The sequence below is a fragment of the Streptomyces monashensis genome (assembly GCF_001866665.1).
GTDB lineage: Bacteria > Actinomycetota > Actinomycetes > Streptomycetales > Streptomycetaceae > Streptomyces > Streptomyces monashensis.
In genome coordinates this window covers 74,937-92,759 of sequence record NZ_MLYO01000009.1, presented here as the reverse complement: position 1 = coordinate 92,759, position 17,823 = coordinate 74,937, and the positions used below count along the sequence as shown (strand labels likewise).

11 protein-coding genes and 1 pseudogene are annotated in these 17,823 nt (G+C 71.8%); 9 read left to right on the top strand and 3 right to left on the bottom strand.

Annotation, left to right across the window (positions count from 1 at the left end; translation table 11 throughout):
- The 8 genes and pseudogenes from BIV23_RS01815 to BIV23_RS01780 all read left to right on the top strand — a co-directional run.
- Complete coding sequence (locus BIV23_RS01815; protein ID WP_107471032.1) at positions 1-1,074, top strand: FecCD family ABC transporter permease; 1,074 nt, start codon at positions 1-3, stop codon at positions 1,072-1,074.
- Positions 1,071-1,889 carry an ABC transporter ATP-binding protein gene (locus BIV23_RS01810; protein WP_071378916.1) on the top strand — a complete coding sequence of 273 codons (819 nt, stop codon included), beginning with the start codon at positions 1,071-1,073 and terminating at the stop codon, positions 1,887-1,889. The genes BIV23_RS01815 and BIV23_RS01810 overlap by 4 nt, the downstream gene beginning before the upstream one ends.
- A gap of 374 nt (positions 1,890-2,263) precedes the next feature.
- Complete coding sequence (locus tag BIV23_RS01805; protein ID WP_071378915.1) at positions 2,264-3,715, top strand: MFS transporter; 1,452 nt, start codon at positions 2,264-2,266, stop codon at positions 3,713-3,715.
- A gap of 16 nt (positions 3,716-3,731) precedes the next feature.
- Positions 3,732-5,558 (top strand): asparagine synthase (glutamine-hydrolyzing), encoded by a 1,827-nt coding sequence (gene asnB, locus BIV23_RS01800; RefSeq protein ID WP_071378914.1) that lies wholly within the window; start codon positions 3,732-3,734, stop codon positions 5,556-5,558.
- 9 nt (positions 5,559-5,567) lie between these two features.
- The gene (locus BIV23_RS01795; protein WP_071378913.1) at positions 5,568-6,815 is read left to right on the top strand and encodes a cytochrome P450 family protein; all 1,248 of its coding nucleotides are present in this window, start codon (positions 5,568-5,570) and stop codon (positions 6,813-6,815) included.
- A gap of 160 nt (positions 6,816-6,975) precedes the next feature.
- Positions 6,976-7,908: an L-tyrosine/L-tryptophan isonitrile synthase family protein gene (locus tag BIV23_RS01790; RefSeq protein ID WP_071378912.1), complete on the top strand. Its 933-nt coding sequence runs from the start codon at positions 6,976-6,978 to the stop codon at positions 7,906-7,908.
- A gap of 470 nt (positions 7,909-8,378) precedes the next feature.
- Entirely contained in the window at positions 8,379-8,954 is a 576-nt protein-coding gene (locus tag BIV23_RS01785; RefSeq protein ID WP_071378911.1) for a dihydrofolate reductase family protein, read from the top strand.
- A pseudogene (locus BIV23_RS01780) lies at positions 8,890-9,261 on the top strand (WCX domain-containing protein); the annotation flags it as partial. The gene BIV23_RS01785 and the pseudogene BIV23_RS01780, both read left to right, overlap by 65 nt.
- 218 nt (positions 9,262-9,479) lie before the next feature.
- Here BIV23_RS01780 and BIV23_RS01775 read toward each other — a convergent pair.
- The 3 genes from BIV23_RS01775 to BIV23_RS01765 form a co-directional block, all read right to left on the bottom strand.
- A complete protein-coding gene (locus BIV23_RS01775) occupies positions 9,480-9,908 on the bottom strand; it encodes a thioredoxin family protein (RefSeq protein WP_071378909.1) in 429 nt (142 codons plus the stop codon).
- A gap of 7 nt (positions 9,909-9,915) precedes the next feature.
- A complete protein-coding gene (locus BIV23_RS01770) occupies positions 9,916-10,365 on the bottom strand; it encodes a DUF4395 domain-containing protein (protein WP_071378908.1) in 450 nt (149 codons plus the stop codon).
- Positions 10,366-10,735: 370 nt separating this feature from the next.
- Entirely contained in the window at positions 10,736-14,830 is a 4,095-nt protein-coding gene (locus BIV23_RS01765) for a beta-galactosidase (protein ID WP_342746341.1), read from the bottom strand.
- 329 nt (positions 14,831-15,159) lie between these two features.
- Between BIV23_RS01765 and BIV23_RS01760 the strand changes: the two genes are divergently transcribed.
- Positions 15,160-17,775: a LamG-like jellyroll fold domain-containing protein gene (locus tag BIV23_RS01760; protein WP_079172864.1), complete on the top strand. Its 2,616-nt coding sequence runs from the start codon at positions 15,160-15,162 to the stop codon at positions 17,773-17,775.
- The last annotated feature ends 48 nt before the right edge of the window (positions 17,776-17,823 follow it).

The window sequence follows — 17,823 nt, the reverse complement described above, 5'->3', positions numbered from 1 at the left end:
GTGGCCTTCACATTGGTGCGCCGGAATGCCGCGGCCGCAAAGGAGCGCGGCAGCCTGCCCGCCGGTCCGGTGGCGGCCGTTCTGGCCGTGGCACTGCTGGCCGCGCTGACGGCCGCCGTGGCCTGCGGCTCGACGTCGATCCCGCCCGGCGAGGTGTGGAGTGTGGTGTGGCGAAGACTGTCCGGCGAGGCTCCGCGCCCCGGCACGGACGACCTCATCGTCTGGCAGCTCCGTGTGCCGCGCGCCCTTCTCGCCGCCCTCGTCGGCGCGGGCCTCGGTGTCGTCGGTACGGCCGTCCAGGCGCTGGTGCGCAACCCGCTGGCCGACCCCTATCTGCTGGGTGTCTCCAACGGCGCCTCCCTCGGCGCGGTCGTCTCGATCGTCCTCGGCCTCGGCGCGGGCGGGGCACTGGGACTGGGACTGTCCGGGGCGGCTTTCGCGGGCGCGCTGGCGACGTTCGCGCTGGTGTGGGCGGTGGCCCGGCGCGGCGGAGGGTTCGCGCCGCTGCGGCTGGTGCTGGCCGGGGTCGCGATCGGCCAGTTCCTCTCCGGGTTCACCAGCTACCTGGTGTTGCAGGCCGGGGACGAGCAGCAGACCCACAGCGTCCTGTTCTGGCTCATGGGCAGCCTCAGCGGAGCGACGTGGGAACTGCTCGCGTTGCCCGCCGTCGCCGTACCCGCCGCACTGCTGTGGCTCCAGGCACGCGCCCGGGGCCTGAACGCCCTGCTGATGGGCGACGAGACGGCCGCCGGACTCGGCATCGACGTCACCCGGCTGCGCCGGGAGCTGTTCACCGTGACCAGCGTGCTGACCGGTGTCCTGGTGGCGGTCTCCGGCGCGATCGCGTTCGTGGCGTTGATGGTGCCGCATGTGTGCCGCCTGGTCGTCGGCGGCGGTCACCGGCGCCTCCTGCCGGTCTCCGCGCTGTTCGGCGCTCTGCTGCTGGTCGTGGTCGACATCGTGTGCCGTACGGCGATGGACACGCAGGAGCTGCCGGTGGGCGTGGTCACCTCGCTGCTCGGGGCTCCGGCCCTGCTGTACCTGCTGGACCGGCGCCTGGGGAGCGGCAGTTGAGGATCGACATCGAGGACCTGCACGTCGCCTACGCCGGCCGTACGGTGGTCGCGGGTGCCCGTCTCGTCGCCGCCGAGGGCGAGATCACCGGCCTGGTCGGTCCGAACGGCAGCGGCAAGTCCACGCTCCTGCGCACCGTCTACCGGCACCTGAAGCCCACCGCCGGGCGGGTCCTGCTGGCCGGCACCGAGCTGCGCGAGATGACCCCGCTCCAGTCGGCGCGGCACGTGGCCGCCCTGCCGCAGGAGCGCGGGAGCGACTTCGAGCTGACGGTCCGCGAGGTCGTCGCGATGGGCCGTACGCCCTACAAGCGGGCCTTCGCCGGTGAGGACGCCGCCGACCGGGACGTCGTCGCGCAGGCGCTCACCGACGTCGGCATGGCGGAGGCGGCCGGACGCCGCTTCACGGCCCTGTCCGGTGGTGAGCGTCAACGTGTCCTGCTGGCAAGGGCGTTCGCGCAGGACCCGGACGTCCTTGTGCTGGACGAGCCGACCAACCACCTCGACATCCGCCACCAGGTCGACCTGCTCGTCCTCCTGCGGGCCCAGCGCCGTACGACCCTGGTGTCGCTGCACGACCTGAATGCCGCGGCCTCCGTCTGCGACCGTCTCCACGTCCTGCACGAGGGAGCGGTCGTCGCCTCCGGGCCGCCGCGGGACGTCCTCACGCCCGCGCTGATGGCGGAGGTGTTCGGGGTGCGGGCGGCGGTGGTCGACCATCCCCTGACCGGTGACCCGCTCATCGCCTTCGACCACCGGGCGGCGGCGGACGAGGCGCCGACGGCTGTGCCGCTGGAGACGCCCACGCGGGGATGAACGGGCTGCTGCACGGGCTCGGGCAGGACGCCGGTCGCGTCCTGCCCGCTCGGCCGCATGCCCGGATCAGGCGGCGACCGAGTCATGTACCGCTTCTGGTCCGTGGTTCAACTCCTGGACGCGGACGGGACGTCGGCGTGGCGTACGGCACGCGCCGGGCAGCGGGAGTGTTCAGCGCGGGCCGCTTCTCGCGGCCACCGTGGCCGTTCTCGCGGCGGCCGCCGCGACTGAAGCCGCGACTGACCGGCGGGGGCAGTTTCAGCCTGCCCGCCATGATTTCCGGCCGCGCCCGGGAACTCGTGTGCGATCCCTCCCGACTTGTGGGACGAGGCTGTCGTCCGGCAGCCCACCCACGACCGTGAGGGGCGGCAACGGTGACAGGCCACAGCCCGGGTTCGGCACAGCCCGGCCGCATATCCGTCGGCGGCGAGGACCGCTGGCTGCTCGTTGGCGTCGCCGGACTGCTGTCGTTCGTGGCGATGCTCGACATGAACATCGTCAACGTGGCCCTGACGGACATCGCCGACGGTCTGCACGTCTCCGCCGCGACCGCCCAGTGGGCGGTCCTGGGCTATCAACTGCCCGTGGTGGCCCTGCTGTTGCCTGTCGGCCGGTGGCTGGACGGGGCCGGGATGCGCTCCGCCCTGCTGGTCGCGACCGCGGGCTTCGCTCTGTGCAGCGCGCTGGCGGCCGCCGCACCCTGGGCGCCATGGCTGGTCACCGCTCGCCTCGCGCAGGGCGCGTTCGGTGCCGTGCTCTTCGTCCTGATGCCGGTTCTCGCCCTGCGCTCGGTACGGCCGGAACTGCGCGGGCGGGCCATGAGCGTGCCCGCGACGCTGGGCCCGCTGGGCGCCGTCACCGGCCCGGCGGTGGGCGGACTCCTGCTGGACCACCTGGGCTGGCGCGCCGTCTTCCTCGTCAAGATCCCGTTCTGCCTGCTCGCCCTGGTCGTGGCGTGGAGGGCGATGCCGAGAGACGGGGGCCTGCGCCTGCCCGACCGGCGGTCGGCGGCGGATGCGCTGCTGGTGGGTTCCGGGGTGGCCGCCCTGCTGCTGGCGCTGACCCTGGCGCCGGGAAGCCCGGGGTGGCTGGTGCTCGCGCTCGCCGCCGTACCGCCGTCGTGGTGGTGGCTGCGGGGACCGGGCGGCCGCCCGGTCGTCGGCGCCCTGCGCGCGACGGGGCTGCTCCGGGCGCATACGGCGGTGCTGGCGCTGGCGGCCGGTTTCGCGGCGATGCACTACGTCGTCGCCCTGCACCTCCAGCGCGACGACGGCGTCAGCGCCACCACGACCGGGCTGACCGTGCTCGCCTTCCCGCTCGGCATGGGGCTGGCCGGCCCGGTCGGCGGTCGCCTCGCCGACCTCCCCCACGCTCGGCTCCGCTCGCGCGGGGGGACCCCCACCGGGGCCCGGCCGGTCGCGGTCACCGGCGCCGCCCTCACCGCCACCGGTCTGCTCCTCCTCGTTCCGCTGGGAGGTGACTGGTCGCCGGTCGACGTGGCCTGGCGACTGGCGCTGGCCGGCCTCGGCATGGGCCTCAACGGCGGCCCCACCCAGGCCCTCGTCATGGGCGCCGCCCCACCGGACCGCACGGCGACCGTGGGCTCATCCGTCCAGCTGGCCCGCAGCCTCGGCTTCACCCTCGGCCCGGCCCTGGCCACCGCCGCCTGGGGCCTGGCCGGAGGCGACGACGGCGTGAGGGCCGGGCTGAGCCTGGCGGCGGTCGCCGCCTGTGTCGCCGTACCCCTGCTCGCACGGCGAGGACGCGGGCCGGCGCTCGAGCACGAGATGTCCACCGACGCGGCTCCCGCCGCCCACCATCCCTGACCGAGGAGTCGTCCCCATGTGCGGAATCACCGGCTGGGCGTCCTTCCACAGCGACGCCCGTACCCAGGCCCCGGTCATCGAGGCCATGACCGCCGCCCTCACCCCGCGCGGCCCCGACGCCGGAGGCGTGTGGCTCGGCGAGCGGGCCGCGATCGGCCACCGCCGACTGGCCGTCATCGACCTCGAAGGCGGCGTACAGCCGATGACCGACCGGCCCGAGAAGCCGGGCATCGTGCTCACCTACAGCGGCGAGGTCTACAACCACCACGAGCTGCGCAGCGAACTGCGCGGCCGGGGCCATGTGTTCCGCACCCGCAGTGACACCGAGGTGGTGTTGCGGGCGTACGCCGAGTGGGGGGAGACGGTGGCCGAGCACCTGGAGGGCATGTTCGCCTTCGCCGTCTGGGACGAGCGCGCCCAGCGGCTGCTCCTGGTCCGCGACCGGCTCGGGGTGAAGCCCCTGTTCTGGGCGGCCGTCGCCGGCGGCCTCGCTTTCGCCTCCGAGCCCAAGGCCCTGTTCGCCCACCCGGAGATCCGGCCCCGGGTGGACGCGGACGGGCTGCGGGAGGCGTACAGCCTGCTGTTCAACACCGGCCCGACCGTGTGGTCCGGCGTCAGGGAGGTCGAGCCGGGCGGCGTGCTCGTCCTGGACCGGGGCGGCATCCGTGAACGCCGCTACTGGCAGCTGGAGGCCGCCGACCACACCGACGACCAGGACGCGGCCGTCGAGCGGATCCGCGCCCTGGTCGGTGCCGCGGCCCGCAGCCAGCTCGAAGCGGACGTCCCGCTGTGCAGCCTGCTCTCGGGTGGTATCGACTCCACCGTTCTGACCGCCCTGCTCGCCGACGAACTCCGCCTGCGCGAGGGCCCGGACGCCCGGATCCGCTCCTACGCCGTCGACTACAGCGACCAGGCGGAACAGTTCACCGGCGACGTCCTGCGCACCGGCCACGACACGCCCTACGCCACCGAGGCCGGCGCCTACATCGGCACCGACCACAGCACCGTCGTCCTCGACCCGCGCGCCCTGCTCGACCCCGGGCACCGCAAGGCGGTCGTCGTGGCCCGTGACTCACCCATCGGTGTCGGCGACATGGACACCTCGCTGTACCTGCTGTTCGGCGAGATCCGCCGGCACTCCACCGTCGCCCTCTCCGGCGAGGCGGCCGACGAGGTCTTCGGCGGCTACCCCTGGTTCCACAACCCGAAGGCCCTGGCAGCGGAAACCTTCCCGTGGCTGCTGGTGACGGGCGACGAGGCCGCCATGCCCCTGAACCCCGAACTCGACCTGCGCATCTCCGAGTTCCGCGACGACACCTACCGCACCGCCCTGGCCGCCGTACCGCACACCGACGGCGAGAGCCCCGCCGAACACCGCCAACGCGAGATGCAGCACCTGTCCCTGACCCGCTGGCTGCGCCAACTCCTGCACCGCAAGGACCGCCTCAGCATGGTCCAGGGCCTGGAGGTCCGTGTCCCGTACTGCGACCACCGGCTCGTCGAGTACGCCTTCACCACCCCCTGGGCGCTGAAGAGCTTCGACGGACGGGAGAAGAGCCTCCTGCGCGCGATGGGCGCCGGCCTCGCCCCGGACTCGGTGCTGCACCGCCCCAAGAACCACTACCCGGCCACCCACCACCCCGACTACAACCGCGGCCTGCAGAACCTGGCCCGCGACGCGCTCGCCACCGGACAGGTCCGCGCCCTCGCCGACGAGACCCGCATCAAGCCCTGCCTCGACACCCCGCCCGAGCGACTGGGGTGGGGCCACCGCCTGCGCCTCGAACGCGTCGTCGACCTCTCCCTCTGGCTGGACCACTACCGGCCCGAACTCGCCCTCTGAGGAGCACCGTTGAGCCATCGGAACGCCCATGAACCCCTGCCCGACCCGGTGCCGCTGACGGGCTGCCCCTACAAGAGCGACCCCTACCCCCTGTACGAGCAGATGCGCGAGGCCGGCCCCGTCCACCGGGTCCTCTTCCCCAGCGGCGTCCAGGCCTGGCTCGTCACCGGCTACGACGCCGCCCACACCGCGCTGAACGACGACCGCCTCGGCAAGAACCACGACCGCGGCAACGACCGCTGGCGCGCCCGCGCCTCGATCATGCCCGAGCCGCAGCACTCCCAGCTCCAGGTGCACCTGCTCCACCAGGACCCGCCGAAGCACACGCACATGCGGCGCTTCGTCACCGACGCGTTCACCCCGCGCCGCATCGACAGCCTGCGCCCCCGCTTCCAGGAACTGGCCGACGCGCTCGTCGACGCCCTGCCCGAGCACGGCCCCGCCGACCTCGTCACCGGCTTCGCCGCCCACTTCCCCTTCCAGGTCCTCGCCGAAGTCATCGGCCTTCCCCGGCAACTCGCGGCCCGCTTCGACCGCGACTGGGGCAAGGTCGTCCAGCCGGTCGGCCCCACCGACCCCGGACGCCCCCGCTACGAGGCCCGCCTGCACGGCCTCCAGAGCTACATCGCCGCCGTCGTCACCCACAAGCGCGAGCACGGGGACGACGACCTGCTCAGCCGCCTCGTCGCGGCCCGCGACCGGCGCGAACTGTCCCAGGAGGAGCTGGACTCGATGATCTTCCAGCTCCTCGTCGCGGGCCAGGAGCCGGTCACCAACCAGATCACCACCGCCCTGATCGCCCTCTTCCGCAACCCGGACCAGCTCGCCCGCCTGCGCGACAATCCGGACCTGCTGCCCGGCGCCGTCGAGGAACTCCTCCGCTACGACAGCGCCTTCGAGCTGACCACCTGGCGCTTCTTCGACAAGGACAGCGACCTGCACGGCACACGCGTCCCCGGCGGCGACTCGGTGATCGTCTCCCTGTGCGCCGCCAACCGCGACCCGCGCCGCTTCCCGGCCCCGGACACCCTGGACTTCGACCGCTCGCCCAACCCGCACCTCGCCTTCGGCCACGGCATCCACTTCTGCCCGGGTGCCGCCCTGGCCCGCGCCGAACTCCAGCTCGCCCTCGGCACCCTGCTCGCCCGACTGCCCGGCCTCCGTCCGGCCCTCGCAGACGAGGACATCGAGTGGATCCCGGCCGTCCTCGGCCGGGGCACCAACCACCTGCCCGTCGGCTACGACCGCCGCCTCTGACACCGGGACATCGCTGACCGGGTCGGCCCACGCCGGCCGACCCGGTCCCGGCTGACCCACGCCCACCGACCCCAGGCGCCTGGCCTCCACTCCTGCCACGGCGCCATGTCGACGTGCCCCCGTACGTCCCCGTACGTCCTCGTACCCCAGGAGGAACGACATGCCCTTGACCACCGCACCGGACACCCTCCCCACGCGCACCGCCACCGAGATCCTGAACCTGCTCCTGCCCCACCACCGCACGACCGAGCGCGTCCCCGTTCCCGCGGAAGCGTTCCCGCACCAGCTGCGCCGCATCTCCGACTTCGTACGCGAGGGCGCTCCCATCGTCTTCACGCTGCCCGGCTTCCCCTGCAAGTCCCCGAACCCCGCCAAGGTCCTCGGCCACCTCCCCGACCAGGGCGAACGCCTCTCCCTGACCTTCCTGAACACCCTGTGCACCGAGATCGAGCGGATCTACCCACCCGGCGCCCGCGTGATCATCTGTTCCGACGGCCACGTCTTCGGCGACCTCATCGGCGTCCCCGACGACCACATCGACGCCTACGCCGACGACCTACGCATGCAGATAGGCCGGATGGGCCTGCACAGACTGTCCGTCTTCGATCTCCGCGACGTCCTCGGCGATCTCCCGCACGACACGAAACGCGCCCACATCCACGAGCGCCACGCCCCCACCCTGGAGGCCCTCCGCGCCGAGACCCGCTCCGACGACCAGGCCCTCGCCCTCTACCGGGGCATCACCCGCTTCCTCGTCGAGGACACCGCCGACTGGACCGGCACCCGCTCCGCCCTCCAACGCGCATGTCGGCAACGGGCCTATGGCGTCATCCAGCGCAGCCGCGCCTGGGGCACCCTGATCGCCGAACACCACCCCCGCGCCGTACGTCTCTCCATCCACCCCCAACCCATCGGCGCCCCGAAATTCGGCGTCCGCCTCCTCGACGCCCCGGACGCGTGGACCACTCCCTGGCACTCCGCCGCCCTGCACCGCACCGACGGCACCTGGACCCTCATGCCACGGGCCGAAGCCGCCGAGACGGGGCGACTGGTACAACGGGGCGGCAGGGACAGCCACTTCGACCAGAGCTGACGAGTCCGGCCGTGGCCGAAGTCGAAGAAGCCGATGCCGATCGTCGAGCAGTACCTTCCCCAACGCCCTGTGCGCCGGCGCGGGCAGCAAGATCGACAACGGGTCGAAGGTCATCCAGTGGGGCTGCAGGAAGGAGGACGAGGCCCTGGACGAACACTGGCTCTTCGAGAACACCACCGACTCCGACGGCGCTCGCGCCTACTTCCTGCGCACCACCTACTCCGGCAAGTGCATGGGCCCGGCCTCCCGTCTCGCCAACGGGGCGGCATGATCCAGTACACCTGCAACGGCGCCGCGGACGAGAAGTGGTCCCGGACCGATCGCTGACCGACCACACCGACGCCGACGGTCGGTTCCCCCGGCCACGTACGGCCCGAGGGTGACTCGGCCCAGGGGATTGAGCGAGTCGCGATGAGCCCCGCGGCGTCCGGCAGTCGTACTGTCGAACCCGTTGCCGAGGAGGATCCGTGATGCGCAGCGTGACCTATTCGATGGGCGTCTCACTGGACGGCTACATCGTCGGGCCGGACGGCGACTTCGGCTGGACGCCGCCCGACGAGGAGGTCTTTCGCTTCGCCACCGACGAGGTGAGAGAGGTCGGCGTCCACCTGTTGGGACGACGGCTGTACGAGACGATGCTGTACTGGGAGACCGTCGACCAGAACCCGTCGCTCGACTTCTCCACGCTCGAGTTCGCCGCGATCTGGAAACGGCTCCCCAAGGTGGTGTTCTCCACCACGTTGTCGGCGGTCCGGGGCAATGCCCGGCTGGCCTCCGGCGGCCTGGCGCAGGAGATCGAGCGGTTGCGAGCCGAGCCGGGAGAAGGCGACATCGCGATCGGCGGCGCGACCCTCGCCGCCGAGGCGGCCGCGTTGGGTCTGATCGACGAGTACCGGCCCAGGGTCTACCCGGTGCTGGTCGGCGGGGGCATTCCGTTCTTCCCCCGGCATGAGCGCCGGGTGGATCTCGAACTCGTCGAGACCCGCACCTTCAGCTCGCGCGTCGTCTGCCTCCGCTACCGCGTGGCGCGCCAGTCGAGGTGCTGACGGGTGGCCGGCCTCCGAGCGCGGAGTGCGGGCTGAGGTGACCTTGCGGATCCACGGGACAGTTGAGCAGGTCCGCGCGCACCTCCCCGGCGGCGTCGCGATCCTGGAGGAGCACGAGCCTGCGGCCGGCCAGGACCCGGCGGCCGAGCGCTGGCTGCGCGTCGAACTGCGGGCGCAGCAGCTCGACTGGCTGCCTCGGACACTCGCCTCACTCGACCGGCCGTTCGTCATCGAGCGCCCCGATGAACTGCGTGACCTCGTCGTAGCGCTCGCCGATCGCCTCGCGTCCTACGCCCGTCAGGCCTGACAGCGAGGACCGGTGTCAGGAGTCGGCACAGCCAGCCGGCTCGCCGCCGAGCCCTGGGAAGAACGGGCCAGGGTGACGGGTGCGGCGCGGCGACGCTCAGACATCGTGGATGGTGGGACATCGAGGCTCCGCCACATCCCCTCCACCAGGCCCGCCGGGATGACGACACCTGCTCGAAGGCGCAGGGCACGACGCACCTCACAGGCGAAAGCGAACGTTCAGTCCGCCGTGGCCAGCTCCACCGCAGACACCACATCGGCCCGGGTCGGCGCACCGGAGGCGCGGCGCACGACCCGACCGGCGCGGTCGAGGACGAGCACGGTCGGCGTGCGCATCACCTCGACGCGACGGACCAGGTCGAGCCGCGTCTCGGCGTCGATCTCCACATGGCGCACACCGGGCGTCTCGGCGGCCACGCCGGCCAGCAGCCGCCGGGTGCCGGGGCAGGTCGCGCACAGGGCTGTCGAGAACTGCACCAACGTCGCCCTCTCGCCGAGTGCCGCACCCAGCTCACCGGAGGACAACCGCAGGGCGTCGCCCCGGCCACCGTCGCGGAGCCTGCCGTCGCGACGGGCGCGGAGCAGCCCGAAGACGGTCGCGGCCGTGAGCGCGACGGCGGCCACGATCAGCCCGGTCGGATCGCTCACGGCCGCCTCATCCGTTGCTCAGCCGGGCCCGGCTGCGGACCGCGAGCAGGTAGAGCTCGCAGCCCAGGCAGTAGCCGAAGGCGGCGTTCAGGAAGGCCGCCGCGAGCGCCGCCGCGCTCGCGGCGATGCCGAGCCAGGTGACACCGGACAAGTACCCCGCCGCACCGACGACCGCGAAGCCCAGACCGACCGCCTGCGCGAACCGCGGGGGCCGCTCGTCCTCGAGTTCCCGCGGCGGCCCGAGGCGGGGCCGCACCAGCCGACGGTAGAGCCAGCCGTACGGGGACCAGCGCAGTCCCGCCACCGCGCCAAGAGCGAAGACGACGGCCTGCGCCGCGAGCAGCACGCCGCTGCCGGTGAGCAGGACCAGAAGCAGAACGAGGGTCGTGAGCACGGCGGCGAAGCGCGGCCCACGCGGGTCCACGCGAACAGGCACACCGGGGGTGGGGTCGGGCATGACGGACTCCGGGACGATACGGACGGATTCTGACGCAGGGGACACGCGGTCAGCGACACGCGGCGGACCACACCCGACCGAAGTCGATGTGCGCCCGGATCACCAGGAACGTCGCGGAGAACATGCCGCCATTGCAGCAGCCACCCCCACCGCCGTCAATCACCGCCCACCTGCCGGACAGACGGGCCGGCCGACCGGGGACGAGGCGGAGCGGACTGGAGAGCACCGGGGTGAGCCGGGCTCGTCCGGAAGGTGGGAACGTGGCGTGTATCGCCGCCCTGCCCGGCGGCGCACGCGACTGCATCCCCGGGGGCTGCGGCTCGGTGGTGCGCCGGTTGTCCGGCACCCGGCGCACCACTTCATCCCGGGGTCATCCGCAGGTCAGCGCCGGGTTCGCCCAGTCGCCGTGGTCGTTGCCGTTGCCGTCGCCGCCGTCCCCCACGGACAGGTCGAGGACCTGCCCGCCGGTGACGGGGACGTCGAGGGTGACGGGCGCGGACTTGCCGTCGAGGACAGGGGTGGTGGTGAGCACCTTGCCGTCGAGGAGGGCGGAGAAGGTGACGGTGCCGGGGTCACCGTTGTCGACGCCCACGGTCGCGGTGAACCTGCTGCACCGTCCGGCGAGGTAGACCAGGACGTCGCTGGGGGAGTTGGTGCCCAGGCCCTTGGCGTAGACGGTGCCGCCGAGTTTGAGCGGTGTGCCGTCGTTCGCCGCGGTGCCGCCGACGCTCTGGTCGCGTTCGACCGGGCCCCAGCCGTTGCTGGCCGACAGGAACGGCAGGTCGCTGACCTGGTCGGTCCCGGCGGGCGGCGGGGGCGGGACGGCGGCGACGATCCGTTCGTCGGTGGCGGTGGCGGACCGGTGGCGCTGGACGAACGTGGCCGTGGCCTTGAGCGCGGTGGTCTTCGCCATGCCGGCGGGCGTGGTGACCTTCCAGCTGAAGGTCACCGAGGTGCCGGGGGCGATCCGCTGGGCAGTGGTGGGTGCGGGCTTCGGGGAGACCGTCCAGCCGTCGGGTGCGGTGAGGTGCGCCGTCACGCCGGAGGCCGTGGGAGCACCGGCGGGCACGTGGAAGGTCGCGGTGGCGGTGAGGTGCTGTCCGGCGCCGGCCGACCCGGGCGCGTTCAGGGTGAGGCGCGCGCCCGGCGCGGCAGGCATGGCGTACCGCGTCCGGTCGTAGCGCGGGCTGTCGTTCTGCGGGACCCTCAGCGAGGAGGCGTAGCTTCCGTAGTCGGTCAGCGCGACCTTGCCGAGGCCGCCGGTGGAGCCGTCCAGGTTCCATACGGCGATGGCTATCCGGTTGTTCCCGTTCGGGTTCAGGATGCCGGCGGGGACGGGGAAGCTGTGCTGCGGGCCGAGGTAGTTGACGTAGTTGCCCATGTCCCAGCCGTTGACGTAGATCTCGGCGCGGTACTTGCGCGACGGGTCGTCGGTGATGGTCAGGCCGAGCGAGGTGTCCTGTCCCTTGGGCAGGTCGAGGGCGGCGTCGGTGGTGTACCAGGAGACGCCGGGGGTGGTGTCGGTGGTGGGGAGGGCGGTCGGGGTCCAGCTGCCGGTGGGGAAGCCGGGCAGCATCCAGCCGGCCCGTTCGCCGTACAGGCCGCCGGTGGCCAGCGGGCCGCGTACCGTGTCGACGGGGGTTTCGCCGCCGCGGACGCCCTGCAGCCGCCAGGTGACCGTGTTCAGCGGGTTGCCGTCGAGGAGGGCGCCGGTCAGGCCGCGGGCGGCCTTGTCGCCGTTGGACTCGTCGTAGTCCTCCTCGTGGCCCATGTTGACCGTCAGCACGGATATCACGTTGTCGCCGCCGGCCTTGACCGCTCCGGCCGGGAAGCCGTAGGTCTTCTGGCCGTCGGCGGTGGAGCTGCCGAGGAAGGTGCCGTTGAGCCAGACCGAGGAGGCCGCGGCCCGGCCGCCGCTCTGCGTGGCCAGGGTGATGCCGGTCTCCTTGCCGGTGCCGGTGAACCTGCCGCGGTACCAGGTGCTGCCGGTGTGGAAGCCGTAGTCGTCGGCGAACAGCACGGGGAGGCTGCCTGGTTGTGTGGTGCTGTGGGTGGTGGTCCTGTCGGCCACCTGCCAGGTGGAGTCGTCGAAGCCGCGCTGTGCCTCGGGGGACTCCTGCATGTGCTTCCAGCCGGTCAGGGCCGGCAGGGTGACGGGGGCTGCGGTGGGTACGGTGCCGGTGAGGCTGCCGTCCGCCGAGGACGTCGTGCGGACCGGTGTGCCGTTCCAGGTCAGGGAGTCGGCGTCGGCGAAGACCTCGACCGAACCGTCGCTGCCGGTGTCGCCGGTCAGGCGCAGGGTGGTCCCGGTGGACTCCGCTCCGCGCAGCAGGTGGGTGCCGCGGACCAGGACCGGGCCGGCCGCGGTGTCCTGCCGCCAGAAGGTCTTGGCGGTCGCGGTGTCGGCGAGCAGCAGGAGCAGCGGGTGGGAGCCCGCGGTGACGGTGACCCGGGTCAGGCCGGTGTGCCGGTAGTTCAGGCGCAGGTCGCCGGTGGCCGGGTCCCAGGTGGAGTCGACGGTGCCGCCCGTGGAGGTCACCGTCGGCCTGGACGCGTAGTGCAGGACCGTTTCGCCGTCCGAGCCGTGGTCGCCGTAGAGCACCGCGACATCCCGTCCGGCGATGGTGGCGTTGGTCATGATCTGCGAGGTGGAGTACTGGAGGCGGCTGCCGCCCAGGTCGTAGTTCGCGACGATGATCGAGGACTCGCGGCCGTCCAGGGCGAGGGCGGTGCCGGGCTGCTGCGGGACGGTGTAGACGGGCGCCGTGGAGGCGGGGCCGGTGGTCACGTCGACGGCGTCGACCGTCACGAAAGCGCCGGTGGCGGCGGCGTCCTTGGTGCCGGTCACCACGATCTTCAGGGTGTGCGGCCCCTTGGCGAGGCCGCTCGCCCGGTAGGCCACGTACTGGTTCTGCTTGGACGCGCCGTAGGTGTCGACCGTCTTGACCTTGGTGCCGTCGAGGTAGACATCGGCGATGCCGTGGTTGGTGTCGAGGTTGCTGATCCACTTCACGCCGGTGCCGGTGAAGGGCACGGACACGGTGTCGCCGGCGGAGTTCGAGAACGACTCGGTGTGCTGGTAGTCGCCGCCGGTGTAGTTCTGTTCCGCGCCGACGTGCGACCAACTGCCGGTGTACGTGAGGGCCTTGTCCGGATCGTCGTAGGTGTAGCCGGAGTGGGCGCCGAGGTCGATCGTCACATGGGCGCTGTCGCTGCTGGTGGCGGTGGAGTCGGCGTGCCGCAGGACGTGGAACTGCGTTCCGGTGTCGGGGTTGGCGCGCGCGGTGTCGACGATCTTCGCGTTGTCGGTGGGTGTGGCGGGCAGCGCGTCGGTCTTGGTCAGGGGGCTGACGGCATGGGTGAAGTAGCCGATCAGTTTGTCCTGGTCGTACTTGGGGTCGAGTTGGCGGGTCTCGCGGATGGCGGCGCCGTAGTCGTAGGAGGTGTAGTTCTCCGGCATGCCCAGCCAGCCCCAGTTGGTGCCGCCGTAGGTCATGTAGAAGCTCTGCGAGGTCGCGCCGACCGCGATGTTCTGCTTGTAGAACACGTCGGCGAACCGGTCGTTGATGAGCTGGGCGCACTTGTCGTAGCCGGGGCCGCCCCACGGGTCGAAGGCACCGCCCTGGAACTCGGCGGTCGCCAGCGGCTTTCCGGCCGCATGGTCGTAGCTGATGTCGGGAACGCCGTTCCACTTGGTGGGATCGGAGCAGTTGAAGCCCTGCGGATAGGAGTCGGCGGCGTCCACGTCCAGGGCGGCGTCACCGGAGTTGAAGGTGCCGTTGTTGTTGCCGACCAGCGGCACCGTGATGCCGTCGGCCTTCGCCTTGTCCTCCAGGTGCTTCATGTAGGTACGGCCGGCCGCCGAGCCGTGGTAGTACTCGTTCTCCACCTGGTACTCGATGACCGAGCCGGTGCCGTTGGTGAGCTGGTGGCGCTTGATGATCGCGTCGATCCGCGTCTGCCACTCGTCGCTGTACTTCAGGTACTCCGGGTCGGAGGTGCGGGTGTTGCCGGCCTTGGTGGACAGCCAGCCGGGGAAGCCGCCGCCGTCGACTTCGGCGTTGATGTACGGGCCCGGCCGGGCGATGACATAGATGCCCAGGTCGTTGGCCATGTCGAGGAGCTTGTCCACGTCGCGGACGCCGGTGAAGTCGTAGACGCCGGGTGCCGGGGAGTGGTAGCCCCAGTCGAAGTACAGCGACACCGCGTTGAAGCCCGCCGCCTTCATCTTCTGCAGCGTGTCGAGCCAGAGGGCCTGGCTGGGCAGCCGGAAGTAGTGGAACTCTCCCGACCACAGGTACGTCCGCTTCCCGTCGATCATGAACGAGTAGCCGTCGTACGTCACCGAGTGTGCCGCGGGGGAGACCGCGGCGGGCGCGGCGGAGGACGCTGCGGCGGCGCCCGCCGCGGGCTGCGCGCCGATGCCCGCTCCGCACACCAGGGCGAGGGTCGCAGCGACCGACAAGCGACGTCTGGCTGCCCGGCGACCCGGGCCGTGAGCCTTCATCTGGTCCTCCAGCAAGCTGATCGCCCCCCGAATACCAACCACTTGCACCAGAACTTGTGGCTTCAGAGGTTTGAATTATGTGCGAATCTGTTGGCGTGAGGAGTGTCGCGGGTCGGCGAGGGTGACGCAAGACCCCGAACAGCATTGGCTTTTGGGAGCTGCGGGGGCGACGAGGCCTGAAAAAGCATTGCGTACAGGGGTGTTGACGGGACTCGCCGACACCCTAAGATCCCTGCTGCTCGAAGTATCGACCGATGTACGGGATATCGAACGAAGGAATGGGCCGCATGCCTTCAGAAGCCGGAGTGCCCCGCAGAACCGTCCTCACCGCCTTGGGCGCCGCCCCCCTCGCGGCGACGTTCGCCGCCGCTCCCGCCGGGGCCGCCGACCTCACCGGCACGACCGCAGACGCCACCGCCGCGGACCTCCCCGCCGCGGCCGCCCACTGGACCTTCGACGAGGGCTCCGGCACCTCCGCCGCCGACTCCTCCGGCAACGGTCGCACCGCGACGCTCCAGGGCGCGGCGGGCTGGGGCACCGGCAAGGCCGGCGCACACAGCCTGAGCCTCACGGCAGGCGGCACCGCCACGGCGTCGGGGCCGGCCCTCGACACCTCCAAGGCCTTCTCGGTGGGCGCCTGGGTCAACCTCGCACAACTCGGCGGCTACCAGACCGCCGTCAGCATCGACGGCAAGGTCGTCAGCTCCTTCTACCTGGGACTGCGCGACGACACCGGCACCTACGCCTTCGCCCGGCTGGGCTCGGACGCCACGCAGAACGCCGCGGTGGCGGCCGCCGCCTCGGCACCCGCCACCGGCACCTGGACCCACCTGGCCGGCGTCAGCGACCCGACCGCCGGCGTCATCCGCCTCTACGTCAACGGCGTACTGGAGGGCGAGACCGCCTACAGCGCGGGCTGGGCCGGCAGCGGCGACACCGCCGTCGGCCGTGCGCTCTACGGCGGTGGACACGTCGACCAGTGGCACGGCCTCATCGACGACGTGTGGATGTTCCCGTCCGCCCTCACCCCCGACCAGATCGCCGCGCTGGCCGGGGTCCCGGTGGAGACCACGACGCCCTTGCTGAGCGTGGACGTCGGCAACCCCGCGCACGCCGTGTCCCCCGTCCTCCCGGGTTTGATGTTCGAGGACATCAACCACTCCGGCGAGGGCGGCATCTACGCCGAACTGGTGCAGAACCGCTCGATGATGGCGAGCGACTCCACGCCCGTCCACTGGTCCGCCGTCGGCCACGCGACCCTCGCACTCGACACCGCCAACCCGCTCAACACCGCGCTCAACCGCTCCCTCAAGGTCGAAATACCGGGCAGCACGGGGCCCGCAGACCGGGCCGGCGTCGCCAACGACGGCTTCTGGGGCATACCGGTGCGGCCCGGAACCGCCTACACCGCCCGGCTGTTCGCCAAGGCGTCGCGACGTATCGGCCCGCTCACGGTGGCCATCGAGTCGGCGGACGGCGCCACGGTGTACGCCTCCGCCCACGTGCCCCACATCGGCACCGCCTTTCCCGGCCGCCCGTTCGAGCTGACCCTGCGGACCGGTCCGCGCACCCCTGTGGCCGGGGACGCGCGGCTGACCGTCACCACGGCCGACCCCGCCGCCGCGGGCGAGTCCCTGTGGCTCCAGCACGTGTCCCTCTTCCCGCCCACCTACCACGGCCGGCCCAACGGCCTGCGCATCGACCTGATGGACAAACTGGTCGCTCTGAAGCCGAAGTTCCTGCGCTTCCCGGGCGGAAACTTCGTCGAGGGCAACACCATCGCGACACGGTTCAACTGGAAGAACACCATCGGCCCGGTGTGGGAGCGCCCGGGCCACATGGACGACGCCTGGGGCTACTGGTCCACCGACGGCCTCGGACTCCTCGAATACCTGGAATGGGTCGAGGACATGCACGCCCAGCCGGTCCTCGCCGTCTACGCCGGCTACTCGCTCAAGGGCGAACACGTCACCGGCGACGCGCTGGCCCCGTTCGTCCAGGACGCACTCGACGAGATCGAGTACGTCACCGGCCCCGTCACCAGCACCTGGGGCGCACGACGTGCCGCCGACGGACATCCGACGCCCTTCCCGCTGGAGTTCGTGGAGATCGGCAACGAGGACTGGTTCGACTCCTCGGGGTCGTACGACGAGCGGTTCGCGGCCTTCCACGACGCGATCAAGGCGAAGTACCCGCACCTGAAGCTGATCGCCACGACGCCCGTGACGAGCCGCACGCCGGACCTGATCGACGAGCACTACTACCTCGCGCCGTCCGCCGCCCAGGCCTCCACCCATAAGTACGACAACCGGGACCGCAATTCCACGAAGGTGTTCGTCGGGGAGTGGGCGGCGCAGGAGGGCCGCCCCACCCCCGACCTCAACGCGGCGCTCGGCGACGCCGCTTGGCTGGCCGGACTGATCCGCAACTCCGACCAGGTCCTCATGGAGTGCTACGCGCCGCTCTTCTCGCACGTCAGGAACAACGTCTGGGCCACGAACCTGATCGCCTACGACAACCTCACCAGCTACGCGTCCCCCAGCTACTGGGCACAGCACATGCTGACGAGCAGGCTCGGCGACACGGTGCTGCCCGCCACCGCCCGTGCGCTGCCCGGCCTCGCCACCGTGGCCACCCGTTCCGGGAACCGCCTCCACCTCGCCCTCGTCAACTGCGGGACGGAGAAGGTGAGCGTGCCGGTCGAACTGAAGGGGCTGGCCAAGGGGGTCAGGAGGCATGCCACCGCGACGGTCCTGACCGGCACCTCGCGCACCAGCACCAACACGCTGACGGAACCGGACACGTTGGTGCCCAGGACGAGCACCGTCACCGGCGCGGCAGCGTCCTTCACCGGTACCGTGCCTCCGCTCTCGGTCACCGTACTGGAGCTCGACCTGACCTGACCGCTCACCGTCCGGCACCGGCACGGCCGGCCGTGGACCTCGGCGGCT